The sequence below is a fragment of the Allostigmatella hybrida genome (assembly GCF_020103775.1).
Lineage (GTDB): Bacteria > Myxococcota > Myxococcia > Myxococcales > Myxococcaceae > Hyalangium > Hyalangium aurantiaca.
On record NZ_JAHXBH010000042.1, the window covers coordinates 31779 to 55892 of the forward strand.

At 68.4% G+C, this 24114-nt stretch carries 24 protein-coding genes and 1 pseudogene; 11 read left to right on the top strand and 14 right to left on the bottom strand.

The window, feature by feature from the left end; all coding sequences use genetic code 11:
* Window positions 1-12 precede the first annotated feature (12 nt).
* The 7 genes from KY661_RS34770 to KY661_RS34800 all read right to left on the bottom strand — a co-directional run bounded on the left by KY661_RS34770 (window position 13) and on the right by KY661_RS34800 (window position 7549).
* On the bottom strand, window positions 13-840 hold the full coding sequence (locus KY661_RS34770; RefSeq protein ID WP_225414279.1) for an ABC transporter permease: 828 nt from the start codon (window positions 838-840) through the stop codon (window positions 13-15).
* On the bottom strand, window positions 830-1762 hold the full coding sequence (locus tag KY661_RS34775) for an ABC transporter permease (protein ID WP_225414280.1): 933 nt from the start codon (window positions 1760-1762) through the stop codon (window positions 830-832). The genes KY661_RS34770 and KY661_RS34775 overlap by 11 nt, the downstream gene beginning before the upstream one ends.
* Window positions 1759-2775, bottom strand: coding sequence for an ABC transporter ATP-binding protein (locus tag KY661_RS34780; protein WP_225414281.1), 1017 nt, complete (start codon window positions 2773-2775; stop codon window positions 1759-1761). The genes KY661_RS34775 and KY661_RS34780 overlap by 4 nt, the downstream gene beginning before the upstream one ends.
* A gap of 4 nt (window positions 2776-2779) precedes the next feature.
* Window positions 2780-3928 (bottom strand): ABC transporter substrate-binding protein, encoded by a 1149-nt coding sequence (locus KY661_RS34785; RefSeq protein ID WP_225414282.1) that lies wholly within the window; start codon window positions 3926-3928, stop codon window positions 2780-2782.
* 54 nt (window positions 3929-3982) lie between these two features.
* Window positions 3983-4435 (bottom strand): MaoC family dehydratase, encoded by a 453-nt coding sequence (locus KY661_RS34790; RefSeq protein ID WP_075008211.1) that lies wholly within the window; start codon window positions 4433-4435, stop codon window positions 3983-3985.
* A gap of 131 nt (window positions 4436-4566) precedes the next feature.
* Window positions 4567-5214 carry a tetratricopeptide repeat protein gene (locus KY661_RS34795; protein ID WP_225414283.1) on the bottom strand — a complete coding sequence of 216 codons (648 nt, stop codon included), beginning with the start codon at window positions 5212-5214 and terminating at the stop codon, window positions 4567-4569.
* A 91-nt stretch (window positions 5215-5305) separates the two neighbouring features.
* The gene (locus tag KY661_RS34800) at window positions 5306-7549 is read right to left on the bottom strand and encodes an RCC1 domain-containing protein (RefSeq protein ID WP_225414284.1); all 2244 of its coding nucleotides are present in this window, start codon (window positions 7547-7549) and stop codon (window positions 5306-5308) included.
* A gap of 158 nt (window positions 7550-7707) precedes the next feature.
* On the opposite strand from KY661_RS34800, the gene KY661_RS34805 reads away from it, so the two are divergent.
* Both KY661_RS34805 and KY661_RS34810 read left to right on the top strand, forming a co-directional pair.
* Window positions 7708-8127: a hypothetical protein gene (locus KY661_RS34805; protein ID WP_225414285.1), complete on the top strand. Its 420-nt coding sequence runs from the start codon at window positions 7708-7710 to the stop codon at window positions 8125-8127.
* A 90-nt stretch (window positions 8128-8217) separates the two neighbouring features.
* A complete protein-coding gene (locus KY661_RS34810) occupies window positions 8218-8628 on the top strand; it encodes a hypothetical protein (protein ID WP_075008207.1) in 411 nt (136 codons plus the stop codon).
* A gap of 16 nt (window positions 8629-8644) precedes the next feature.
* Here KY661_RS34810 and KY661_RS34815 read toward each other — a convergent pair whose 3' ends face one another.
* The 3 genes from KY661_RS34815 to KY661_RS34825 are packed head-to-tail and all read right to left on the bottom strand — an operon-like array spanning window position 8645 to window position 11738.
* The gene (locus KY661_RS34815) at window positions 8645-10132 is read right to left on the bottom strand and encodes a phytoene desaturase family protein (RefSeq protein ID WP_225414286.1); all 1488 of its coding nucleotides are present in this window, start codon (window positions 10130-10132) and stop codon (window positions 8645-8647) included.
* Between the two features lie 3 nt (window positions 10133-10135).
* Window positions 10136-11320, bottom strand: a complete 1185-nt coding sequence (locus tag KY661_RS34820; protein WP_225414287.1) for a metallophosphoesterase — start codon at window positions 11318-11320, stop codon at window positions 10136-10138.
* A 7-nt stretch (window positions 11321-11327) separates the two neighbouring features.
* On the bottom strand, window positions 11328-11738 hold the full coding sequence (locus tag KY661_RS34825; RefSeq protein WP_225414288.1) for a PaaI family thioesterase: 411 nt from the start codon (window positions 11736-11738) through the stop codon (window positions 11328-11330).
* 116 nt (window positions 11739-11854) lie between these two features.
* On the opposite strand from KY661_RS34825, the gene KY661_RS34830 reads away from it, so the two are divergent.
* Window positions 11855-12649: an SDR family NAD(P)-dependent oxidoreductase gene (locus KY661_RS34830; protein ID WP_075008282.1), complete on the top strand. Its 795-nt coding sequence runs from the start codon at window positions 11855-11857 to the stop codon at window positions 12647-12649.
* Between the two features lie 12 nt (window positions 12650-12661).
* Here the strand turns inward: KY661_RS34830 and KY661_RS34835 are convergent, their stop codons facing one another.
* Window positions 12662-13111, bottom strand: coding sequence for a hypothetical protein (locus KY661_RS34835; protein ID WP_225414289.1), 450 nt, complete (start codon window positions 13109-13111; stop codon window positions 12662-12664).
* A gap of 15 nt (window positions 13112-13126) precedes the next feature.
* On the bottom strand, window positions 13127-14278 hold the full coding sequence (locus KY661_RS34840; protein WP_225414290.1) for a zinc-dependent alcohol dehydrogenase: 1152 nt from the start codon (window positions 14276-14278) through the stop codon (window positions 13127-13129).
* 158 nt (window positions 14279-14436) lie between these two features.
* On the opposite strand from KY661_RS34840, the gene KY661_RS34845 reads away from it, so the two are divergent.
* Both KY661_RS34845 and KY661_RS34850 read left to right on the top strand, forming a co-directional pair.
* Window positions 14437-14799, top strand: coding sequence for a hypothetical protein (locus tag KY661_RS34845; RefSeq protein WP_225414291.1), 363 nt, complete (start codon window positions 14437-14439; stop codon window positions 14797-14799).
* A gap of 31 nt (window positions 14800-14830) precedes the next feature.
* On the top strand, window positions 14831-15883 hold the full coding sequence (locus KY661_RS34850; protein ID WP_398577289.1) for a methyltransferase: 1053 nt from the start codon (window positions 14831-14833) through the stop codon (window positions 15881-15883).
* Here the strand turns inward: KY661_RS34850 and KY661_RS34855 are convergent.
* Window positions 15864-16856 carry an NAD-dependent epimerase/dehydratase family protein gene (locus tag KY661_RS34855; RefSeq protein WP_225414292.1) on the bottom strand — a complete coding sequence of 331 codons (993 nt, stop codon included), beginning with the start codon at window positions 16854-16856 and terminating at the stop codon, window positions 15864-15866. The two genes, KY661_RS34850 and KY661_RS34855, sit on opposite strands and share 20 nt — an antisense overlap.
* Window positions 16857-16965: 109 nt before the next feature.
* Here KY661_RS34855 and KY661_RS34860 point away from each other — a divergent pair, with 109 nt between their 5' ends.
* Complete coding sequence (locus KY661_RS34860) at window positions 16966-17355, top strand: nuclear transport factor 2 family protein (RefSeq protein WP_225414293.1); 390 nt, start codon at window positions 16966-16968, stop codon at window positions 17353-17355.
* Window positions 17356-17380: 25 nt separating this feature from the next.
* Window positions 17381-18760 carry an FAD-dependent oxidoreductase gene (locus KY661_RS34865; RefSeq protein WP_225414294.1) on the top strand — a complete coding sequence of 460 codons (1380 nt, stop codon included), beginning with the start codon at window positions 17381-17383 and terminating at the stop codon, window positions 18758-18760.
* Window positions 18761-18766: 6 nt separating this feature from the next.
* On the opposite strand, the gene KY661_RS34870 is transcribed toward KY661_RS34865, so the two are convergent.
* The gene (locus KY661_RS34870; RefSeq protein WP_225414295.1) at window positions 18767-19225 is read right to left on the bottom strand and encodes a hypothetical protein; all 459 of its coding nucleotides are present in this window, start codon (window positions 19223-19225) and stop codon (window positions 18767-18769) included.
* A 105-nt stretch (window positions 19226-19330) separates the two neighbouring features.
* Between KY661_RS34870 and KY661_RS34875 the strand changes: the two genes are divergently transcribed.
* The 4 genes and pseudogenes from KY661_RS34875 (at window position 19331) to KY661_RS34890 (ending at window position 23516) form a co-directional block, all read left to right on the top strand.
* Complete coding sequence (locus KY661_RS34875; protein ID WP_225414296.1) at window positions 19331-19750, top strand: DoxX family protein; 420 nt, start codon at window positions 19331-19333, stop codon at window positions 19748-19750.
* Window positions 19751-20170: 420 nt separating this feature from the next.
* The gene (locus KY661_RS34880; RefSeq protein WP_225414297.1) at window positions 20171-21226 is read left to right on the top strand and encodes a hypothetical protein; all 1056 of its coding nucleotides are present in this window, start codon (window positions 20171-20173) and stop codon (window positions 21224-21226) included.
* A gap of 112 nt (window positions 21227-21338) precedes the next feature.
* Window positions 21339-22989 (top strand): annotated as a pseudogene (locus tag KY661_RS34885) (ISL3 family transposase).
* Window positions 22875-23516: a transposase gene (locus tag KY661_RS34890; protein WP_225414298.1), complete on the top strand. Its 642-nt coding sequence runs from the start codon at window positions 22875-22877 to the stop codon at window positions 23514-23516. The pseudogene KY661_RS34885 and the gene KY661_RS34890 overlap by 115 nt, the downstream one beginning before the upstream one ends.
* Window positions 23517-24114: the final 598 nt, after the last annotated feature.

The window sequence follows — 24114 nt, forward strand, 5'->3', positions numbered from 1 at the left end:
TGGGGTTGAAAGTCACTTGCCGCTGCCGGCCACCTGCTCGGTGCCCCGGGTGAGGCGCCAGGCCAGGAGCAGAGGCACGGCCGTCACGAACATCACCACCATCGCCACCACGTTCGTCACCGGCACATCGCGCGGCCTGCCCAGCTGGTTGAGCATCCAGATGGGCAGCGTGCGCTCGTGGCCCGCCGTGAAGGTGGTGACGATGATTTCATCGAAGCTCAAGGCGAAGGCGAGGATGCCGCCGGCCAGAAGTGCGGTGGCCATCTGCGGCAGCAACACGTAGCGGAAGGTCTGCAGGCCGTCGGCCCCCAGGTCCATGGAGGCCTCCACGAGCGTGTGCGGGGTGCGCCGCAGCCGGGCGACGACGTTGTTGTAGACCACCACCAGGCAGAACGTGCCGTGCCCGGCCGCGATGGTCCAGAAGCCCAGGGACACCTCCGCCAGCCGGAAGGCCGCCAGCAGCGCGATGCCGGTGATGATGCCCGGCAGCGCGATGGGCAGCGCGAACATCAGCGTGAGGGCCTCACGGCCAAAGAACCGGCGGCGCGCCAGCACCAGGGCCGCCAGCGTGCCGAGCACCAGGGCGAGCACCGTGGCCGCCGCCGCCACGCGCAGGGACAGGAAGATGGCCTGCAGCACGTCCTCGCGCTCCAGCGCCACCCGGAACCAGCGCAGGGTGAAGCCCTGGAGCGGGAAGCTGAAAGCGCTCTCCTCCGTGTTGAAGGCGTAGAGGCACACCACGGCGATGGGGAAGTGCAGGAAGGCAAGCCCGCCCCAGGCCAGCACGGCCAGCCACCGGGGGGCACGCGGCGCGAGGGAGGAGGTGTCCTCAGAGCGCATCGAAGGCCCCCAGGCGCCGGGCCAGCGACAGGTAGACGGCGATGATGAAGATGGGCACCCCGGTGAAGGCCGCCGCCAGGGGCAGGTTCCCCACCGAGCCCTGCATCGTGTTGACCATGGAGCCAATGAAGAGGCCCGAGGGCCCGATGAGCTGCGGGATGATGAAGTCCCCGAGCGTGAGCGAGAAGGTGAAGATGGAGCCCGCCACGACGCCGGGAAACGCCAGCGGCAGCAGCACCGTGCGGAACGTCTGCACCGGGCGCGCGCCCAGGTCCGCCGAGGCCTGCAAGAGCTGGGGCGGCACGCGCTCGATGGCCGCCTGCACCGGGAGGATCATGAAGGGCAGCCACACGTAGGTGAACACCAGGAAGCGCCCCAGGTGCGAGGTGGACAGCGAGGTGCCCCCCACGGCGGGAACCTCCAGCAGCCACTCCAGCGCGGGCAGCAGGCCCAGCTTGCCCACCAGCCAGTAGAGGATACCGCCCCGGGTGAGGATGACCGTCCAGGCGTACGCCTTGACGATGTAGCTGGCCCACATGGGCAGCATCACCGCCACGTAAAAGAAGCCCCTGCGCCAGCCGTGCGCGTAGCGCGCCCCGTAGTAGGCGATGGGGAAGGCCAGCAGCGCGGAGGCCACCGTCACCGCGCCAGCCATGCCCACCGTGCGCAGGACGATGTCCGCGTTGGCGTCCTCCAGGAGCGCCTGGTAGTTCACCCAGGTGAGCTCTGGCGTCACCGCCATGGTGAAGTCGTCGAAGGTGTAGAAGCTCTGGGCCAGCAGGGCCAGCAGCGAGCCCAGGTACACCGCACCGAACCAGAGGAGCGGAGGGGTGAGCATGAGCAGCAGGCGCAGCGTGCTCCGCCGGTAGAGGATGTTGGAGAGCCCCCGCCCCACCCCTGCCCCCGGCGAGCCCCCGCTCACGTCCCCGGCTCCAGTTCCACCATGGCCTGGCGGGACCAGGTCAGCCGCACCGGCGCTCCCGGCCGGGGGCCTCCGGCTTCGGACTCCGCGTTGGGAAGGCTCAGGGCCAGCACCGTGCCCTCGGCTACCTCCACCGTGTAGCGGCTGGTGGACCCGTGGTACTGCACGTCCACGAGCCGCCCCTCCACGCTCGGGCCGTCGGAGGCGGCCTCGCCCGCGAAGTGGATGTGCTCGGGCCGCACGGAGAAGGGCCGCGCCGAGCCGGTGAGTTGCTGGGCCAGCGTGCCCTCCACCACGTTGGAGGTGCCCACGAAGCGGGCGACGAAGGCCGTGCGCGGCCGCGTGTAGAGCCCCCGCGGGGTGTCCACCTGCTCGATGCGGCCGTGGCTGAAGACGGCCACCCGGTCCGACATGGACAGGGCCTCACCCTGGTCGTGGGTGACGTAGATGAAGGTGATGCCCAGCCGGCGCTGCAGGGACTTCAGCTCCGTCTGCATCTGCTCGCGCAGCCGCAAGTCCAACGCCCCCAGCGGCTCGTCCAGCAGGAGCACCCGGGGCTTGTTGACGAGCGCCCGGGCCAGGGCCACGCGCTGGCGCTGCCCTCCGGACAGCTCGGCGGGCCGGCGCGCGCCGTAGCCCTTGAGCGCCACCAGCTCCAGCGCGCCCTCGGCCTCCGCGTGGCGGCGCTTCTTCTCCACCCCCTTCACCATCAGCCCGTAAGCCACGTTGTCCCGCACGTTCATGTGCGGAAACAGGGCGTAGTCCTGGAAGACGGTGTTCACGTCACGCTCGTAGGGCGGAATGCCCGCGGCCTCCTGGCCGTGCAGCAGGAGGCTGCCCGAGGTGGGCTGCTCGAAGCCGGCGATGAGGCGCAGGCACGTCGTCTTGCCCGAGCCCGAAGGGCCCAGCAGGGAGAAGAACTCCCCGTCCTGGATGGCCAGGGAGACGTCATCCACGGCCCGCACGGCCCCGTAGTGCCGGTGCAGGCCCCTGAGTTCGACGGCGGCCGTCACGCGCTCAGCGCCCGCCCATGATGGCGATGTAGTCCTGCGTCCACTTGCTGTAGGGCACGCACGTGCCCTGGCTGGCGCACTTGGCGACGGGCGTCTTCCAGAACTTCACCTCGCCAAAGCGCTCGAAGCCGTTCTTCTGACAGAACGGCGTGCCCCCCGGGGCCGCCGTCTGACAGGCGTCGGGCACCACCGGGTTGGATCCAAACCACTCGGCCAGCGCCGACTGGAGCTTCGGGTTGAGCGACCACTCCAGCCACTTGTACGCACACACCGGGTGTGCAGCGCTCGCGTGCATCATGGTGGTGTCCGCCCACCCCGTGGAGCCCTCGGCGGGAATGGTGGAGTCGACGGGCTTCTTCTCCGCCTTGAGCGCGTTGACCTGGTAGGGCCAGGCGCTGGAGACGGCGACGCCCTCGTTCTTGAAGTCGTTCATCTGCACGGTGACGTCGTGCCAGTACCGGTGGGTGAGCGCCTTCTGGCCGCGCAGCAGCGCCAGCGCCGCGGCGTACTGCTGGGCGTTGAGCTCATACGGATCCTTGATGCCCAGCTCCGGCTTCTTCTTGGCCAGGTACAGCGCCGCGTCGGCGATGTAGATGGGGCCGTCATAGGCCTGGACGCGGCCCTTGTTGGGCTTGCCGTCCGGCAGGTTCTGCGGCTCGAACACCACGGACCAGGAGGTGGGCGCCTCCTTGAAGACCTGGGTGTTGTACATGAGCACGTTGGGGCCCCACTGGTAGGGCACGCCGTAGTGCTTGCCGTCCACCGTGTGCCAGGGCGCGCTCTTCAGCCGCGCGTCCACCGTCTTCCACGAGGGGATGAGCTCGGGGTTCACCTCCTGCACCTTCTTGCCGTGCACCAGGCGCAGGCTCGCATCACCCGAGGCGGTGACCAGGTCATACCCGCCCTGGTTCATGAGGCTCACCATCTCGTCCGAGGTGGCGGCGGTCTTCACGTTGACCTTGCAGCCGGTGTCCTTCTCGAAGGCGGTGACCCAGTCGTACTTCTTGTCGGTCTCTCCGCGCTCCACGTAGCCGGGCCACGCGATGATGTCGAGGCGGCCTTCCGGCTTGCCGAGCTGCTTCGGGGGGGCGGCCAGGGAATGCCCCGCCGCCGCCAGCACCACGCCCACAGCCCACGGCTTGAGGTTCAGCATCCGCATTCCTCCTTGGGGTTTGATCCGCGCGTACTGTAGCCAGAGGCTGCGGCCCTACTCAATGGAGGCTTCGCGGCGCGAGAACATGGAGATGGCGTTCAGGGTCATCACCCCCTCGCCCTGCTGGTTGCGCAGCTCCATCCGGCACCGGATGGCGCCCCGGTCGCGCTTGGTCCGCGACGGGATGAGCTCCACCACCTCGACCCGCAGGGACAGCGCGTCATCGGGCCGCACGGGGCGGATCCACCGCAGCTCGTCCACGCCGGGCGAGCCCAGGCCCGCCGAATCCTTCAGGATACAGTCCACCAGCAGGCGGTGGCTGATGGCCGCGGTGTGCCAGCCGCTGGCGATGATGCCGCCATAGATGGTGCGGCGCCCCGCCTCGTCGTCCAGGTGGAAGGACTGCGGATCATACTGTTGCGCGAACGCGAGGATCTCCTCGCGCGTCACCTTGTGTGGCCCGGCCTCGTGCACCTGGCCGACCTGAAAATCCTCGAAGTAACGCATGGGTTCACCTTAGCCCAGGAGAAAAGAGACCTCGGCGATGGAGACCCGGCGCTGGAGGAAGTCCGCGGCGCACTCTCGCCGCAGGCCCTCTAGCAGACCCGCGCAGCGCTGTCCCTCCCCGGCCAGCTTGCTCAGCGGCCCACCACGGCGGCGCGAAGCCACCGCCACCCGGCGCCCACCCCCGGGGCGACGCGCAGCATCGTCCAGCGCACCTGACGGAGCTGGGGCCCCGTCAGGGCCTTCTCCATGGGCTCCAGCAGCACCATCGCCTCGGCCCGCGAGTGCCGCTGGGCCAGCAGCCGCGCCAGATCCAACCGGGGGGTGAAGAGCGTGGGATCCAACGCCAGGGCTTCCTTCAGCAGGATGATGGCCTCCGCGCGCTCGTTCCTGCGCCGCAGGGAGAAGCGGCCCCGCAGGAGGATGCGGACCGCGTCGGCGCGGCGCCCCCGCTCCACGTTCATCCGCGCCACCTGCTGCCAGAGCCCGGTCTGGGTGGGGAACGTCTCCGCCGCCTGAGTGTAGACGGCCAGGGCCTTGTCTGCGAAGCCCTTGTCCAGATGGCCCTGGGCCGCCTCGCGAAAGCTCTGGAGCGCCGCCTCGGGCTCCTTCGTCCGGGCCAGCAGGGGGGCCAGCTTGACGTGGACGGCGGGATCCTTTGGCTCCAGCGCCAGCGCCTGGCGGTAGCCCTGAATGGCCCGCTTGAGCTTGCCCCGGGCCCGGGCGCGATCCGCCTCGGCGATGAGCTGGGAGCGGGAGGGCGGCTCTTTCTTGCCGAACATGCCTCACTCTAACTCCGCGGTGCAGGTGACGCTCAAGCGCCAGGAAGCAGCGTGAGGTCACCTGCGAACTCATGACCGGAGAGGCCCTCCTTCAATACAGCAAGGAGAGAACGGGAGTGTGTGCGTAGTTTGTAGGCCCGCCATCGCCAACCTGGCCGTTTCCGTTGTCCCCCCACCCCCACAGGGTGCCGTCCGGGCGCACCATCAGCGAGTGGGAGTCGCCCGCCGCCACGGCCCTCCCTCCGCTCACGCCTTGCACCGCCACAGGCACCGTGCGTCGGCTCGTCGTGGTGCCATCCCCCAACTGGCCGTCTCCGTTGTTCCCCCAGACCCACACGGTGCCGTCCGAGCGCACCACCAACGAGTGGGAGTCACCCGCCGCCACGGCCCCCACCCCGCTCAGGCCTTGCACCGCCACAGGCACCTTGCGTTGGCTCGTGGTGCCATCCCCTAACTGGCCGTCTCTGTTGTACCCCCAGGTCCACACGGTGCCGTCCGAGCGCAACGCCAGTGAGTGGAAGGACCCCGCCGCCACCGCCACCACCCCGCTCACGCCTTGCACCGCTACAGGCACCGTGCGTCGAGTCGTGGAGCCATCCCCCAACTGGCCGCTTCCGTTGTTCCCCCAAGCCCACACGGTGCCATCCGAGCGCAACGCCAGCGAGTGGGAGTCGCCCGCCGCCACGGCCACCACTCCGCTCAGGCCTGGCACCGCCACGGGCACCGGGCGCCGGCTCGTGGTGCCATCCCCCAACTGGCCGTAATAGTTGTTCCCCCAAGCCCACACCGTGCCGTCCGAGCGCAACGCCAGCGAGTGGGAATCGCCTGCCGCCACGGCCTCCACCCCGCTCATGCCTTGCACCACCACGGGCACCGAGCGTTGGCTCGTGGTGCCATCCCCCAATTGGCTGTAAGGGTTGTACCCCCAGGCCCACACGGTGCCGTCCGAGCGCAGCGCCAGCGAGTGGAAGGAGCCCACCGCCACCGCCACCACCCCGCTCACGCCTTGCACCACCACTGGCACCTGGCGCCGGCTCGTGGTGCCATCCCCCAGCTGGCCGTAGGAGTTGTCTCCCCAGGTCCACACGGTGCCGTCCGAGCGCAACGCCAGCGAGTGAGAGTCGCCTGCCGCCATGGCCTCCACCCCGCTCATGCCTTGCACCGCCACAGGCACCTGGCGCCGGCTCGTGGAGCCATCCCCCAACTGGCCGCTTCCGTTGAACCCCCAGGTCCACATCGTGCCGTCCGGGCGCACCATCAACGAGTGGGAGTCACCCGCCGCCACGGCCACCCCTCCGCTCACGCCTTGCACCACCCCAGGCACCAGGCGGTCACTCATGGTTCCATCCCCCAGCTGGCCGCTTCCGTTGTGCCCCCAAGCCCACACGGTGCCATCCGAGCGCAACGCCAGCGAGTGGGAGTAGCCCGCCGCCACAGCCATCACCCCGCTCAGGCCTGGCACCGCCACGGGCACCGGGCGCCAGTTCGTGGAGCCATCCCCCAACTGGCCGCTTCCGTTGTGCCCCCAAGCCCACACGGTGCCGTCCGAGCGCAACGCCAGCGAGTGAGAGTCGCCCGCCGCCACCGCCACCACCCCGTCCAAGCCCTGCACCACCTCAGGCACCGGGCGCCGGCTCGTCGTGGTGCCATCCCCCAACTGGCCAGAGTAGTTGGCTCCCCAGGCCCACACGGTGCCGTCCGAGCGCAACGCCAGCGAGTGGAAGGAACCCGCCGCCACCGCCACCACCCCACTTAACCCTGTCACCGCCACAGGCACCGTGCGCCATCTCGTGGTGTCATCCCCCATCTGGCCGTAGTAGTTGTCCCCCCAGGTCCACACCGTGCCGTCCGAGCGCACCACCAACGAGTGGAAGGAACCCGCCGCCACGGCCTCCACCCCGCTCAGGCCTTGCACCGCCACAGGCACCAGGCTTTGGCTCGTGGTGGCATCCCCCAACTGGCCGCTTCCGTTGTACCCCCAGGCCCACACCGTGCCGTCCGAGCGCAACGCCAGCGAGTGGGCATCACCCGCCGCCACGGCCTCCACCCCGCTCACGCCTTGCACCGCCACAGGCACCGGGCGGTCACTCATGGTGCCATCCCCCAACTGGCCGTTTCCGTTGTACCCCACAGCCCACACCGTGCCGTCTGGACGTACCGCCAAGGAATGTTCATTCCCTGCGGCGACACGGGACCTCGCCTGAGCGCCCCAGAGAGGCGAAAGACGCAACGCCTGCGCCTCTGTCTCCACCGTGGCCTGCCCACAGCCAACGGCCAGCCAAAGCCCAAGCAACACGCTCCACGTCTTCCTCAGCCATCCTTGACTGCTCTGCATTCGATCCCCTCGGTCCTGACGCGCGACAAGCGGCCCCTCCTTAGCCCACGCGATACCGTCGACCTAGCACTAGCTAGGTAAATCGTGAAAAGACCGTCAACCCTTCTGACAGACTGAATCCTCTGGCGCGCAGTTCAATCCTCTGCTTCTGACTGCTCATGAGCCCCCCGTCCCCTGTCCCGTTCAGCCGCGCGGTGGTCACCGCGCTTTTCTGCCTCGTCCTCGCGTTGCCCAGCCACGCCCAGGCCCCCACGCCGAAGCCCGCCCCCGCGGCCGGAGACATGCTGTTGCTCACCATCTTCCTACGGCACGACCAGGGCAAAACGGTGGATGAGATCAACGCTCACTTGGAGCGCACCGGCTTCCGCAAGAGCTTCCCGCCCGAGGGCGTGGAGGTAGTCTCCTGGTACGTGATGATGGGCGTGGGCCAGGTCGTCACGCTGCGGCTGCCGCCCAGCAAGCTGCGCGCGGTGAACCTCGCCATCGAGAAGGGCGCCTGGGGCGGGTTCCGCACCGAGTTCTACCCCACCTACGACTACCGCCCCATCTGGGAGGAGATGCGCGCGAAGACGCACTGAAGCCTCCCCCTGGCTGCCCCCTCCCGGAGATGGGGAGCAACCAGGCTCCTCGGGAGGTCTCAGACGCTGGGAAATGCTATGGCTTGAGGCATGCCCGTGTTGCGTCACGCCTTCATCCTCCAGGCAGTTCAGGAGCTTGGCCGGTTCACCTCGGTGCTCTCCCGCGCCCGGGAGGGAACGTCCCTGGAGGCGGGGCTGCGGAGCATCCGCGAGGCCTGCGTGGCCACGCTGGGCATGGAGTTCGACACGCTGACGCGCTTCGATGCGGCCTCGGTGGTGGGCCTCTTCTCCCACCCCGAGCAGGCCCGGATCCTCGCCCGGCTGGTGGATGAGCAGGCACGGCTGTTCGTGAGCCATGGGCAACTTCAAGCCGCGCTCGGGGACAGCCTCTACGCGGACCAGCTCCTCGCCTGCTCCCGCCAGCGCTTTGGCGTTCCCCGGGATGCGCGGGCGGCGGAGACCCTCCAGCTCGAGGCCGGCGAGCCCTCGCCCCTCGTGTGAAGCGGAGGCACCGTCCCTAGAGACCAGCGGCGATGCGGGCCGCGGTCCGGACACCGCCCAGCGCCGTGGCCAGGGTGCTCTGCCCCGGGAAGACAGAGTCGCCCACGAGCCAGAGCCCCTTCATCACCGGCCGGGGCCCCAGCTCGCGGTAGTGGCCCAGCCCCGCGCGCCGGGGCACGCCGCCCACCGCGCCGCCCTCCCTGCGCGTGAACCGCTCGAAGGTGCGGGGCGAGGCCGTCATCTCCCGCTGCACCTCCTCCGACCACTCCGGCGCCAGCCGCGCGAGCCCCTCCCGCATCCGGGACTGGATGCCCTCCACGTAGCGGGCCTGCTCCTCCGGGGAGCGCTCCCGGAGCGCCCGCAGGGGGACGTGGGTCGACACGGTGAGCGTGCGGAACCCCTCGGGCGCACGCCCCACGTCCTCCGCCCCGCTGGCGGAGACGAACAGGTGGTTGCCCTCCTGGAACGGCAGTGCCTCGTCCTGGACGAGCTCCAGGTGGCAGGGCGAAGGGCTCCGGCCCTCCGGCGCACGAACCACCCGGTACAACATGGCCGCGCCCCACCCCTCCGCCACGTGCCCCGCCAGGCGGTCCAGCCGTGGCAGCCGCCCAGGCGGCAGGTCCAGCAGGCGCAGCAGGCCCTGCGGCAGGACGTTGGCGGCCACGTGCCGGGCCCGCAGCTCTCCCTGGCGCGTCACCACCCGCCACCCGTCCGGCCCCGGCACCAGCGCCTTGACCCGGTTGGCCAGCCGCACCTCGCCCCCTGAGCGGGTGAAGACCTCCAGCAGCGCCTCGCCCAGGCGGCCCACCCCGCCCCGCACGTGCCCCGTGCCCCGCCAGTAATAGTCCATGGCCGCCAGGGCGATGGGCGTCTCCGCCTCGGCGGCGCTGCACTGGACGGTGATCTGACACAGGCCGTTCAGGTACGTCCGCAAGGGCGCGAACCGCGCGAGCCCGAAGTGCTCCAGCACCCGCTCCAGGGGCCGCCCCAGCCAGCGCAGGAGCGGCACATACCGGGGCACCCGCGCCGCGTGGCGCACCAGCGCGCGGACATCCAGCGGGGGCAGCAACGCCGGATCATCGAACAGGGCCCACAGTGCGTCGGCCACCTGGCGCTGGTACGCGAAGAAGCCCTGGATGCCCTTCGCGGGCGCTCCGGGCAAGGCACACAGCGCTTCCAGGAAGCGGGCGCGGTCCCGGTGCACCCGCAGCACCATGCCCGGGGTGCGCAGCTCCACGAGGGGATCCAACCAGTCCACTTCCACCGCCAGCCCATGCCGGTGGATCCACTGGCCGAAGAGCTGCGCCTCGGCCAGCCCGGAGAACAGCGTGGCACCGGCCTCGAAGCCATATCCCTGGCGCTGGAACGTGCTGGCGCAGCCCCCTGGGTAGTTGAGCGCCTCGCACAGCACCACGCGCGCGCCCTGCTGTGCGAGTTCGAGCGCGGTGGCCATGCCCCCGAACCCCGCGCCCACCACCACCGCGTCGTACCAGGCCTCGGGCATGGCCTACTTGCCGCGCAGCGTGAGGACCGTCACCTCGGGAGGAATCCCCATCCGGAACGGCAGCCAGTGCCCCGTGCCCCCGGACACGTACAGGTAGTTGTCCTTCTTCCGGTACCCCCCGAACATGAACTCGAAGACGAACCAGAACAGCGGCATGCCAAAGAAGGCGACCTGGCCCCCGTGCGTGTGGCCCGCGAGCGTGAGCCGGGCACCGCGCTCGGCGGCATAGGGGAAGAAGGACGGGTGGTGGGTCAGGCAGAGCACCACCTCCTCGGGTGAGGTGCCCTGGAAGGCCTTCTCCGCCGAGGCCTCCATGAGCGAGGTGCGCGCCCCCATGCCCCGGCCCAGCGGATAGTCCACCCCCACCACGCGTATGCGCTGGCCCTCGTGCTCGAACACGTGCGCCGAGTCCACGAGCAGCCGGACCGGAGCGCCCCGCTTCTGCAGCCCCGCATAGGCCCGGACGATGGGCCCCAGCCCCCGGAAGTGCTCGTGGTTGCCGAGCACCGCCAGCATGCCGTGCGGCGCGCGGGCCTCGCCGAGCGCCTCCATCGTCTCGTCGAGCTGGGTGAGATCATCGATCAGATCTCCCGTCATCACCTGCAGGTGCACGTTCGCCGCGTTCATCGCCGCCACGGCCCCCCGCAGGTACCCCGGGGTGATGAAGGGCCCCACGTGCACGTCGGTGATTTGACCGATGCGGAAGCCCTCCAGGGCGGGCGGCAGGTTCGCCAGGCGCACCTCCACCTCGCGGACCACGAAGCCCGCCATGCCATTCAGCACGCCGGCGGCGCTGGTGCCCGCGGCCAGCAGGGGCACGGCGCGCCCGGCGTTCACCAGCAAGTCCCGGCGCTCCAGGCTCACGTCCGAGCCCTCCAGGGGCTGGGCCCGGCGGCGCTCGCGCACCCAGCGGAGAAAGACGACGGGCAGGCCCACCACCACCATGATGAGCACCGTGACGCTCCACACCGTGGAGAGCAGCTTCAGCGGCCCACCAATGTAAGGAATGTCCCCATGCGAGCCGAGCCCGAGCGCCATGGGCACCAGGTAGGCCGCCAGGGCCAGGACGAGGAGGCCAAAAAACACCCACTTCCGCCGCCCCTGCACCAGGCCCGGCCACAGCCAGCGCAGGAGGACGAAACCCAACAGGCTCAGCAACGTGACGAGAATGAGTCTTCCCACGAGCATCGTCCGCTCAGCTCAAGAACTTCGTCATCCGGCCCTGGGCCACCAGCACCCCATCCTGCTCCCGGCGGACGTCCACCTGGACGAAGGCCAGGGTGCGCCCCGACTTGAGCACCGTGGCCTCCACCAGCACGGCGGAGCCCCCAGGGGCCGGCGAGAGCCAGGACACGTTGAGGTCCGTGGATACCCCGGGACGCCCGTCCCGGTCCGCCGTCATGATGGCCAGCGTCCCCACCACATCCACCAGGGTCGCCACCGCCCCGCCGTGCAGCGCGCCGCCCATGTTCTGCACGGGGGCCTCCACGGGCAGCCGCACCCGGGCCCGGCCGCCTTCGGCCTCCAGTACCTCCATGCCCACCAGGGACCGGTCATACCCATGCTGGCCCAACAGCCCCAGGCGCTCCTTCAACGTATCGTTCATGTGGCCACACCATAATCGGGCCCCCCGCACGATGCTCTCCCTCCCGCACGGGTTCGGGGCCAGGATGGCGGCCCTCGGGCGCACGGGGCGCCCCACCGGGAGAGAAAACCATGAGCATGAAGTTGAGTCTGACGGGACGGACGGCGCTGGTGACGGGCTCGACCGCGGGCATCGGGCTGGCGGCGGCGGTGGGACTGGCACGCGAGGGAGCGCACGTCATCCTGAACGGGCGCACCGAGGAGCGCGTGAAGCGCGCCCGGGAGCAGGTGCTGGAGAGCATTCCCGGGGCCCAGGTGTCCGGGGTGGCCGCGGACTTCTCCTCCGCCAAGGGCGCCGAGGCCGTCACGCGCGCGTTTCCCCACGTGGACGTGCTGGTGAACAATGTCGGCATCTTCGAGCCCAAGCCCTTCGAGCAGATTCCGGACGAGGACTGGTTCCGCTTCTTCGAGACGAACGTGATGAGCGGGGTGCGCCTGAGCCGCTTCTACTTCCCGAAGATGAAGGCCCAGAACTGGGGGCGCATCGTCTTCGTGTCGAGCGAGTCCGCGGTGCAGATCCCCTCGGAGATGATCCACTACGGGATGACGAAGACGGCGCAGGTGGCCGTGGCGCGCGGGATGGCGGAGCTGACGGTGGGCACTGGGGTGACGGTGAACACGGTGCTGCCGGGGCCGACCTCTTCCGAGGGGGTGGCGCAGTTCGTGGCCGAGCTGGGCAAGTCCCAGGGCGTCGACGCGAAGCAGGCCGAGCGTGACTTCTTCACCCACGCCCGGCCCACGTCCCTCCTCAAGCGCTTCATCCTCCCGGAGGAGGTGGCCAACCTCATCGTCTACGTGTGCAGCCCCCATGCCTCCGCCACCAACGGCGCCTCGCTGCGCGTGGACGGCGGCGTGGTGAGGGCCATCCTCTAACCCCGAAGGCCCTCAAGCACGCGCGCGGCGAAGGAGCAGCACGGCGGCGGCCAGCGGCACCACGACGGGCAAGTACCGCCGCGCGCGGTAGCCCCAGAACTCGACCCGGTCCCCGAGCAGCATCAGCAGCCAGTGGCTCGGGTAGTGGTCCGGGGCGCGGTAGGCCCGCTTGCGGACCCACCCGGACAACCCGCGCAGGGGCACGGCGGTGCCAAAGACGGGCGGCATCGTCTTGTTGGGGCGGCCGTGCAGCGGGGACGCCGGCTCGCCGGGCTGGGGCTCCGGTGGATAGCGCGTGTGCGGGAAGGGCTGAGGGTCCGTCCGCATCATCGGAACCCCGGGCCTGCGGGCAGGATCGAGATCGACGCCCCAGTACGGCGGCCGCTGCACGGGCTGCAGGGATTGATACCCGGCGCGCCGCTGGACCGCCTCCGGCGTGGTCAACTCTGGCGTGGATTTCATCGGGAAGCTCCGTTCCTAGTGAAGGGTGCCGTGGGGGAAGAGCGCGACCTTGATGCACCCGTCCCGCTTCTGGGCGAACGTGTGGTAGGCCTCGGGCGCCTGTTCGAGCGGCATCAGGTGGGTGAAGACCTTCTTCGGGTGGATGCGCCCGGCCCGCACGTGCTCCAGCAGGTGCGGCATGTAGCGCTTCACACTGGCCTGGCCGGTGCGCATCGTCTGCGCCTTGTTCATGAAGGTGCCGATGTCGACACCGTTGAACGGAGGGCCGTAGCCGCCAATGAGGGAGATGATCCCGGCCTTGCGCGTCGCATGGATGGCGAAGTTGATGGCCTGCGGCGAGCCCGCCTCCATCTTTGCGTAGACCCCGAGCACGCGGTGGACCGGCGAGCCCGCCGCCTCGCACCCGACGGCTTCGATGGTGGCGTCAGCTCCCCGACCATCCGTCATGCCCTTTACCGTGGTGACGAGATCGAGCTGCTTGAAGTTGAGCGTCTCGACCCCGAACCAGTTCCGGGCGAACTCCAGCCGGTAGTCCAGATGGTCCACGGCGATGACCCGGCCCGCGCCCATCGCCCAGGCCGACCACATCGCGAACAGGCCCACCGGGCCGCACCCGAGCACCAGCACCGTCTCCCCGCCCTTGAGGCCACACATCTCGGCCCCCTGGTAACCCGTGGAGAAGGCATCCGTGATGGGCAGGGCATCGAGGTCCTCGACGTCCTCGGGAATCTTCTCGGCGTCCACGCCGATGAAGGGCACGCGGACGTACTCGGCCTGGCCGCCGTCATAGCCTCCCATCGTGTGCGAGTAGCCGTAGATGCCCGTCCCCGCATCGGTCGCGGGGTTGGTGCTGTCGCAGCACGAGGTCAGCCCCCGGGTGCAGAAGTAACAACCGCCGCAGAAGATCTGGAACGGCAGCATCACCCGGTCACCCTTCTTGATGCCCTGGGCACCGGGGCCCACCTCCTCGACGATTCCCGTGAACTCATGGCCGAAGGTGAACCCGATGCGGGTGTCCGGCATGAGCCCGTGCAGGAGGTGGAGATCAGAGCCGCAGATCGCCGCGGACGTCACCCGGACGATGCCGTCCTGGGGATGCTCGATCTTCGGCTCGGGCTTATTGCGCACCGCGACTCGGTAGGGGCCTTCATAGGTCAGCGCTCTCATGCGCCTAGGCTGTGAATGCCCTGCTGGATTGACAGGGCATGCCCGTTATTCCCTGCCTGGCCGGTCCCTCACGGGGGGCCGTCTGCTTTCCAGGCAGTCCAGCAATCGGGATTCATGGTAAAAACGGTACTTCCTTCTTCCGCTTCTGGAGCTTTCTGATGACGTGCTCTTCCTGGAACCTGTGGGCCGCAGCCGGTGCCGTGGCGCTCGTGTTGGGATGTGGTCCCGCGGAGGCACCCGGGGAAGCCGCGCGCGAGGGCCTGGCGGAACAGGCGCTCACCAACACCTGTCACAACACCTCCGCGAGCTACACGTTCACGTGTGCCACGGTGAACGTCTACAGCACGGCCACGGGGACCACGCCCATCGACACGATTCATTGCGGTGGCGCCTCCTGGTCCGTGACCCTGCTCAAGGCGTGCCCCACCCATGGACGCTTCCAGGTGCAATACGCCAAGGACTTCGGTGGCGAGTCCGGGACCGGCTGGGTCAACCGGACCGTCCTGGCCGGAGCGCCCTAACCAGCCAGGGCGGTGAAGCGGGTGCTGGAATATGCTCCCGCCTTTCATGGACCCGACACCTCCTCCGAATCCCTCGCAGCAGCTCTTGGAGCAGATCTCCAGCTACTGGATCTCCCAGATCATCGGTGTGGCCGCGCGGCTTCGCCTCTCGGACCTGCTCGCAAGCGGTCCTCTTTCGAGCGATGCGCTGGCGCCGCGCGTAGGCGCAAACCCGGACGGGCTGTACCGCCTGATGCGTGCGGGGGTGGCCGCGGGCCTCTTCACGGAGGTGCCTCCCCGCACGTTCACGCTCACCCCCCTGGGGGCCTGCCTCCGTTCGGAGGTGCCCGGCTCGATGCGTGACATGGCCATCACGCTGACCGCCCCAGGCCATTGGCGGCCCTGGACAGACCTCTTCACCGCCGTGCAGACAGGGCGCTCCACGGTCCGCGGGGCGCTGGGGGCCAACATCTGGGAGCACTTCGAGAAGAACCCGGAGGAGGCTTCGCACTTCGACCGTGCGATGGGCGCCTTCTCCAGCTTCGTCGCCACGGAAGTGGCACGCCTCCACGACTTCTCACGTTATGCCCGCGTGGCGGATGTAGGGGGCAGCCAGGGCGTGTTGCTCGCCGCCGTGCTCCGTGCCTACCCCTCCTGCCGAGGCATCCTCTTCGATCTACCGCACGTCATCGACGGAGCCCGGGCCCAGGTGGAGGCGGAGGGGCTGAGCCAGCGGATGGACCTGGTGGCGGGGAGCTTCTTCGAGCCAGTCATTCCCGCCGCGGAGGCCTACCTCCTCAAACACATCCTTCATGACTGGGACGACGCCTCGTCAACCGCCATCCTCCGGCAGATTCATCGCGCCGCACTGCCGGGAGCCCGGCTGATCGTGGTGGAGATGGTGCTGCCAGACGGCGGGGAGCCTTCGCGCGCGGCCCTGATGGACCTCAACATGCTGGTGCTCGCGGATGGACGCGAGCGCACGGCCCGCGAGTACGAGGCGCTGCTCACCCGCGCCGGCTGGGCGTTGGAGCGCATCACTCCCGCCCCAAGCGGAGTGAACCTCATCGAGGCACGCAAGCAAGTTACTCCAGCAGACTCCTAGCGGGGCCGGCCCGGCGCAAGGCTTCGAGCCCCTGCGCGTGGGTCACCTGCCCCACGTAGCCCAGCTCCCGGCGGGCCTTGTCATCCTTCAACGTCACCTCACGCCCCAACAAATAGACCGCCAGGCGAAGGGCCGGCGCGCGCGCCCCCGGTACCAGGGCGCGCCAGAGGCTCTCGGTCAGGTGGGCCGCGGCCCGTGCGACCCCGAAGGAGATGTTGCCCACGTTGGCCTGGATGCCCTGGGTCTCCAGCAGTTGGGTGAGGAAGGCGCGCAGCTCGACCGGCGGTCCATCCGTGAGGAAATACACCTCCCCTCCCCGGCCGCGCTCGGCCGCCAGGAGCATGCCTTCACAGACATTGGCCACGTGGCAGGTGGAGGTCAGGTACCGCCCGCCATCCATCCAGCGGAAGCGTTGGGTTCGAACCGCCTCGATGAGCTGAGGCAGAAAGGCGGTGTCATCCGCCCCCCAGATGAAGCGGGGCCGCACCACCAGCGTGGTGAACCCGGGGGCATTGGCCTGGAGCACGAGCCGCTCGGCCTGGGCCTTGGTGGCGGGGTAGCCCGGAAAGGGCTTCGCGGGCAGCGGGCGGCTCTCGTCCACCTGGATGAGCGGGAGGCCGTCGGCGAGCACAGCCTCGGTGCTGACATGGACCACGCGCTGGACGCCGGCAGCGCGGGCAGCGGCGAGCACGGCCTCGGTGCCCAGCACGTTCACCCGGTGGAACTCGGCATCAGGCGCGCGGGCCGAAGTGAGCGCGGCCGCATGGAAGAGGACCTCACAGCCCGCCATGCCCTCGCGCAGCGCCTCCGGTTGATCCAGGCCGCCCCGCACGGGTTGAGCCCCCAGCGCCTGGACCTTCCGGGCCGCTTCCTCACCGCGGACCAGGGCCCGCACGGTGTCCCCCCGGGCGGCCAGTGCGGAGAGCAGGTTCCGGCCCAGGTACCCCGAACCTCCCGTGACGAATGCGCGCATGCCCTTTCCTCCCACTTGAGCGCGCGTTGCAACGCGCCCTGCCTGTAGACTCGGGCGGGGCCCCGGACACCCGGACTTTCGCCCCCATCCCAGAACAGAGGAGCCTAGCTTGAACGAGGCCGAGCGTCGCGCGGTGGAAACGGTTGAGAACGCCCAGCGGGCCATGGAGCGCGGAGACATCGCCGGGTTCCTGGCGCACTTCGCCGAGGATGGCGAGGTGAATGACCCCATGGCCCCCGCGGTCGTGGGCCGGGCGGGTCTCGAGCAGTGGTTGCAGGGGCTGCTGGCGGTCTGCTCCAAGGTGGAGATGTTGGAGTTGAAGCCGTTTGCCTCGGGGCGGAACGTGGCCGTGAAGGTCACCCTCCGGCTGGTGGGGCGCAACGGCCGGACGGCCACCGCCGAGGCCATCGACGTTTTCGAGTTGGACGAGAGCTTCCGGATCCGGAAGATGACTGCGTACTGGGATCCGGCGCCCGCCATGCAAGCCTTGATGGGCTAAACCGGGCGCAAGGGGCATCCACACCATGACGATGAACACCGGCGCTATTCCACATTCCCAGCGGGCCGCCGTCATTGGCGGGGGCATGGCGGGCCTGCTGGCCGCGCACGTGCTGGCAGAGCACTTCGAGCACGTGGTGCTCATCGACCGGGACGAGTTTCCCACCGCCCCGGAGCCCCGGGTGGGCGTCCCCCAGGCCCGGCACGCCCACCTGTTGCTCACCCACGGCAGGAAGCTGCTCGAGGAGATCTTCCCCGGACTGACGGCAGAGCTCACCGCGGCGGGGGCGTGGCCGGTGGACGTGACGAAGGACTTCGTCTTGCACAACCTGGGCTACGCGATGCCCCAGGTGGCCTCCCAGGGCCAATTGCAGACGCTAACGTTGAGCCGGGACCTGCTGGAGTGGGCGGTCCGCCGCCGCCTGAATCCGAAGATCTCCTTCCAGACGGGGTACGCGGTGGAGTCCCTGGTGCACGATGCCGCCACCTCACGCGTCACCGGCCTGCGCGCGGTGCGCAACAAGCCCTCGGCGGACGGGCAGCGGGAGGCCCTGGAGCTGCCCGCGGACCTGGTGGTGGACGCCAGCGGACGGGGTTCGCTGGCGCCCCGGTGGCTGGAGGCGATGGGCTATGGCGCGCCCCGGGAGACGGTCGTCAACCCGTTCGCGGGCTACGCCACGCGCTGGTATCAACTGTCCCCGCGCACCTCCTGGCACACGCTGGTGGTCCACGAGCGCCGCACGGGCACGATTCTCCGGGTGGAGAAGGACCTGGGCATCGTGACGCTGGTGGGCACGGGCAAGGACTACCCGCCCACGGACGAGGCGGGCTTCCTGGAGTTTGCCCGGAGCCTCTCGCTGCCGGAGTTTCACGAGACGCTCCTCAAGTCGGAGCCGCTCTCCCCCATTCACGGCTTCCGGAAGACGGAGAACCGGCTGCGTCACTATGAGGGCCTCGAGCGCTGGCCCGAGGGCTTCCTCGTGCTGGGCGATGCGGCGTGTACGTTCAACCCCGCCTATGGCCAGGGGATGACGCTCAGCGCCAGCACCGCCCTGCTGCTCAGGAACTGCCTGAAGCAACAGAAGCGTGAGGCGACAGGCATCGTGCTGAAGGGCCTGGGACAGCGCTTCCAGCGGCTGCTGGCCAAGGACTTCCGGCTGCCGTGGCTGATGGCCACCAGCGAGGATGCCCGCGTACCCGAGGTGACCGGCGCGCAGGTGACCGCGTTCAGCAAGGTCGCCCAGCGATACATGGACGAGGTGGTGGCGCTCGCGGCCCAGCGGCCCGAGGTCTACATCGCCTTCTTCTCCGTCATCCACATGGTGAGCCCTCCCGAGCGCCTGTTCCATCCCAGCATCTTGCTGCGGGTGCTCCCCCGCATGTTCCGGGAGAAACGGGAGGGGTAGCCGCCGTCAGGGGGAACGTCCCGGAGGCAGGGCGAAGCGCTGCCGGACACGCCCGGCGGCTTCGCCCATCCCCTCCTCTTGGAAGCGGTGCGCGGCCCAGGCCGCGGCCTGCTCCAGGCGGGGCGCCGTGTAATACGGAAACGGAGGCGGCTTGAGGCGAAAGCCCAGGTTCAGCATCCACCGGAGAAAGCGCGAATCAAAAGCGTAGGCGATGCCGAGCTGCCGTTCCCGGAGCAGCGTCTCATGCCGTGCCATCCAATCGTCCTGCAGCTTGCGCTGGGGGGCCGGGGGAACCGTGCCGCGAACCCTGTCCACGAGGGTGAGGTGCCGCTCTCCCCGGAGCAGATAGCGCTCCCGCGTCTCGAGCATCTCCTCGAACTGGCGGGGCGACAGGGGCCCTTCAAGCCGGATGAGGAGCAGTGGCCAGAGCGAGTCATCGAAAACACAGGAAGAAGGCGGAGACATATTGTGAGTGTCTATCATGGACGTCCGCTTGAGCGCGGGCACTCAGCCCTGATAGGCACGAGGGAAGCGCGGTCCTTCACGGGCCCCAGATAGGAGTCCTCCTGCATGGGCATCATGGCCCCCGTGGGCCGAGCACTGTTCTCGGCCCTGTTCATCTTCGCTGGCTTCGACCAGTTCCGACGGTTCGACGAGCTGACGGCCCTGGCGCGCAGCCTGAACGTGCCCATGCCCGAGGTGACCACCGCCGTGACCAGCTTCATCTTCCTGGCGGGCGGAATCTGTGTGCTGCTGGGGGTGCTGGCACGGGTCAGCGCAACGCTGCTCGCGGTCTTGACCCTCTACGCGGCCGTAGAGGTGCATCCCTTCTGGAAGCACGAAGGCGAGGAAGCCGTGCAGAAGCGGGTCCACTTCATGAAGGATATGAGCATCGCGGGCGCGGGACTGCTGCTCGCGCACCTGGGGCCGGGGGCCTACAGCCTGAGAAGAAACCGTTCCCGGAATCAGGGCCTCAAGCTGGGCCCTTGAAAGGCCATGTGATGATCTGGGAGCATCGGGCCTCCATCCCTCTCTGGATCTGCGCCACGGCCATCACCCTGCTCTCCTGTGGAGTTTATCGGGCAGGCACAAACTCAGTGCTTCACGATGGCTATCCTCGAGGTCCTGGTAGCTTCTGCGCGCTGAATCCAGAGGGTTGCCCTCCTCCTTCAGAGACTACCAACCCCGCGCACCCTGTTCCCTTTGACCTTCAGTCCTGCCTTGATGCGTGCAAGGAGGGAGGAGCTCTGCTCGAAAGTTATTGCCGAGGGCTTCCGGAACCTTGGCAGCGACGGCTCTGCTGGTCGGTCGTGCAGGGCTCCAAGGTGGCATGCCAGAACATGTGCCACCGCATCCATGAATGCGCTCATTCCACCGCCTGTCCCGAGCGTGACAAGTGAGAGGCCGCATATGAGCAACTGGCTTCCGCAGCCGACCGCTATTAATGATCCCATCGCTGATGACCTCTGGTCGTACGAGAACGATGAGGGAGTCCAGCGCATCGTGCGCGTAACGATAGGACGCCCCCTCCCAATCCCCGGGGACCCAAATGGTGACTGGTATTGCCCGGTGCGTATCGAGCAACGGACACCGGAGATACTATGCATGGTTGGGGTCGGTCCTGTGGATGCACTCGCCAATGCCGCGCGTGTCGTGTCGGAGCACTTCCACGAACTGCGCAAGGTCAGCCCACGCGCTCGGCCCCTGGTAAAGAAGCACTCGGCGAAGAGCATCCGCCTCGGCGAACGCGACGATGTGCAGAAAATCTTCGATCACTGGGGCACCGATCGCGCTGGATTTGAGACTGCGGGTGCGCCCACCTGGCTTTTGAAGTGTGGGCAGCCACAAAGGCGTCGAGAGTTCACGGTAGGCCATGCGAAGGTGACGTTCCGGCCTGACGTCATCTGGAACGACGATGAGCACACGTACGTGGCCGAACTCAAGAGTGCGCCGAAATATGAACCACTCGCTCTGGCCCAGGCGTTCGCCGAGGCCTCCCTGCTGCGACATGTCCCAGAAGTGCGGGGATTGGAACTCAAACCGGTCCCTGTCATCATCACGCAGTTCAACTACTGGAACCGGGAAGCTCTGTCCTTGATGCTGGAAGAGGGGCTTCGCTGGGGGCGCGAGTTTTATCTCGAGTTCGATGTTGTCGCGCTGGGACAACGGATGTGGTTGTGGTTCGACGCTCCACTCGCACCACTGACTCCTGTGGACAGACCGCCTGCTGCCTCTGACGCTCTCACCGGTCTGCAGCACTGGTACCGGATCGGCTCATGCGAGGCCTGGTTCGGGACGGAGCGGCTTATCGACTGGCGAGACGGGCTGCTGCTGCGTCCTGCTATTCCGGATGCACGCTACGCTATTTGTGCGGCTGTCCATCGCCGCCCCAATGAGTGGTTGTTGTGGTCGGGTTCTGGTTTGTCGACGGATCCAGGAGAGTTCTCACTGCTAGAGGGAGCTTAAAACAGGAGGGATGAGCCTGCCCCGGTTTTGTGGCTCTCCCGCACTTTGTGTGGAGCCAGCCCGAGCCACTGGCCAAGGCAGCAAGCTGCCATTGAAGCGGTTACACTCGAAGATGACATCGTTGTATTCGATACCGGGCTGCCACGTGGAGCGAGCGGCACGCAGCGGCCCAGCTCAAGCCGTTCTGCTCGTGCGTTCTGAATCCGTGGGCGCGAAGTGCCCCTGCTGCAAGGTCCATAGCGCTTCCCCCACAGCAGCTACGTTCGGCACCCCACCGACCTGCCATCCGCAGGGTGCTCCGTTCAGCTCAAGCTGAGGGTTCGCCGCTTCTACTGCCGCAATCCCGATTGCGCTCGGCGCACCTTTGCCGAGCCAGTGTCCCGCCTTCTGGCGGCTCGGGCTCGGCGGACACGACGCTTGGCCACGGCCCAGTGTGCGGTGGGCATGACCGCCGGGGCCGAAGCGGGGGCCAGGCTTCTCAAGCCCCTGGCGATGCCTGCCAGCCCCGATACGCTCCTGCGGCTGATGCACCGTGCGCCGCTGCCTGCGGAGAAGAAACCGCGGGTGTTGGGAGTGGATGATTGGGCCCTGCGCAAAGGGCGGACCTACGGCTCCATCCTCGTCGACTTGGAAGCCCATCGCGTGGTCGACGTGCTGCCTGACCGTTCGGCATCCACAGTGAGTCAATGGCTCCAGCGGCATCGCGGAGTCCAAGTCATCACCCGTGACCGCTCCAGTGAGTATGCACGGGCAGCCCAAGCGGGCGCCCCCAAAGCCCAGCAGGTCGCAGACCGCTGGCACCTGCTGCTCAATGGACGGCAAATGGTAGAGCGCTGGCTCACAGGTGCGCACGCGCGCCTGCGGGCGCTGCCCTGCGTGCCGAAGTCGTCCGCTGCACCGAGGCCCCGTCGTTCCAGCTTCCCAAGGACGCGCAGCGAGGTGAGCGCGGGTGAGGAGAGCCGGGCACGCCGCCTGGCCACGTACCAAGAGGTGCGCCGCCGCCACCTCGCAGGGGAGCCTTTGCTGACCATTAGCCGCGCCCTGAAGCTGGCTCGGGGGACGGTGCGCAAGTATGCCCTCGCGGAGGCTTTTCCTGAGCGTGCCGTTCGAATCCCGGGGCCGAGTCTCCTCGACCCGTACCTGGAGCACCTCGCGCGGCGGCATGCGGAGGGTTGTGAGAATGCGCTCCTTCTTTGGCGAGAGCTTCGCGCCAAGGGCTATCCTGGCTCCTCGCGTCAAGTTCACCGCTGGCTCCAGACACGGCGGGCGGCTCAGGCACGCTCGACGCCACGTTCCCGCCCGACAGTTGTTCCACGCCGACAGACACACGCTCCAACGCTTTGCCCTCGCCGAGGCAGTTGGCATGGCTGTGCGTGCAGCCGCTCTCAGCACTCTGCCCCAATGACAAGGCCCTGCTGGCTCGCATTGAGCAGGATGAGGAAGCCGCCCGTGTCATCGCGCTGGCGCGTCGATTCAGTCAACTGGTGCGTGAAAGGGGTGTCACCCACGCCCCCAAGCCGGACACTTCTTGCGAGGCCCTTGAGGCGTGGCTCCGAGAGGCACGCACGTGCGGCGTGCGCGCGGTGGAGACCTTCGCGGCGGGGCTTGAACAAGAGGGAGAGTCGATCCGTGCCGCGCTGACCACGCCGTGGAGCAATGCCCAAGCGGAAGGACAGATTACGAGGCTCAAGTTCCTCAAGCGTCAGATGTACGGACGCGCCAGCTTCGATTTGCTGCGGCGTCGTGTCCTTCTCGCTGCGTAATCCACACGAAGTGCGGGAGAGCCACTAAATCGGGGCAAGCCCAATGCCGCTACGGGGCGCGTGGAGCGCTGGCGCTGGAGCGTTTGTCACGAGCGGAGGACGGTCGCATCGCCTATCGGATGAGGCGCCCGTTGCCGAAGGGCACCACGCACCTCTTCTTCACCGGACTGGAACTTTTACGACGTGTGGCGTCCCTGGTGCCCCCACCCAAGCTGAACCTCATCCGCTTCCATGGCGTCTTTGCTCCGGGCGCGAAGCTGCGGCCATTTCTGCTCCCCCAAGAGGGAGCGGAGAAGGCGAGCGAGGCGCCCCAGGCAGCTGCGAGGCAGGAAACGAGGAAGGAGCGGACAGCGCGAGTGGACTGGGCAGGGCTGCTACAAAGGACCTTCGTGTTGGATGTGTTCGCCTGCGGCAGGTGTGGAGGCAGGCGGCGGGTGTTGGCGTACGTGAAGGAGGCGGGAGGGGGGCGCGATTCTGGAGCACTTGGGCCTGCCCACGGCAGGTGCGAGGTTGGCCTCGGCGCGTGAGCCCCCCTCAGGCCGCGGGGTGTTGAGGCTCAAGCCGCCCCAGCCAAGAGAGCCAAGCCCTGCCGCGCACCTGAAGGGAGCGCGGCCAGGGCCGGCGTGTACCCCAAGGGGCTGCGCGGCTTCTCCACCCACCTGGCGCACTGCTCGGGCGGCCCCCGTCAACAGCCCCCCTCGGCCCCTCCGGTCCAGTCCACCACCTCTCAACAGGCCTTCAATCCTTCCTATGCTTGCGATCGAAATCCCGCGCTTCCCGCGGATCGTCTCTATTTCCGTCTCCGGTTTGGTCCTTTTTTGGTCCCAAAAAACCGGATTTGGTTCCGAAAATGCGAGCGCAGACCCCGTTCTCAGAGGGCGGCGCCTTGAAAGCGGAGGGTTGCTCGGCTTGGGAACGGCGGCATTCGAACCCGCCACTCGGAGCCTCTGGCGAGAGCGCTCCAACCCAGTCGAGCGCAGGTCCCATAGGACTTCCAGGCACGGCATTTTGAGCGCGGGTCTGGCGGAGTTCCGTGGGGGCCCACCGGTAAGGAGGCTGGAGGAAATAACTTTTCCCCTTTCGCGGCTGCACATTGCCTATCGTGATGGAGGACTCGGGGCCTTG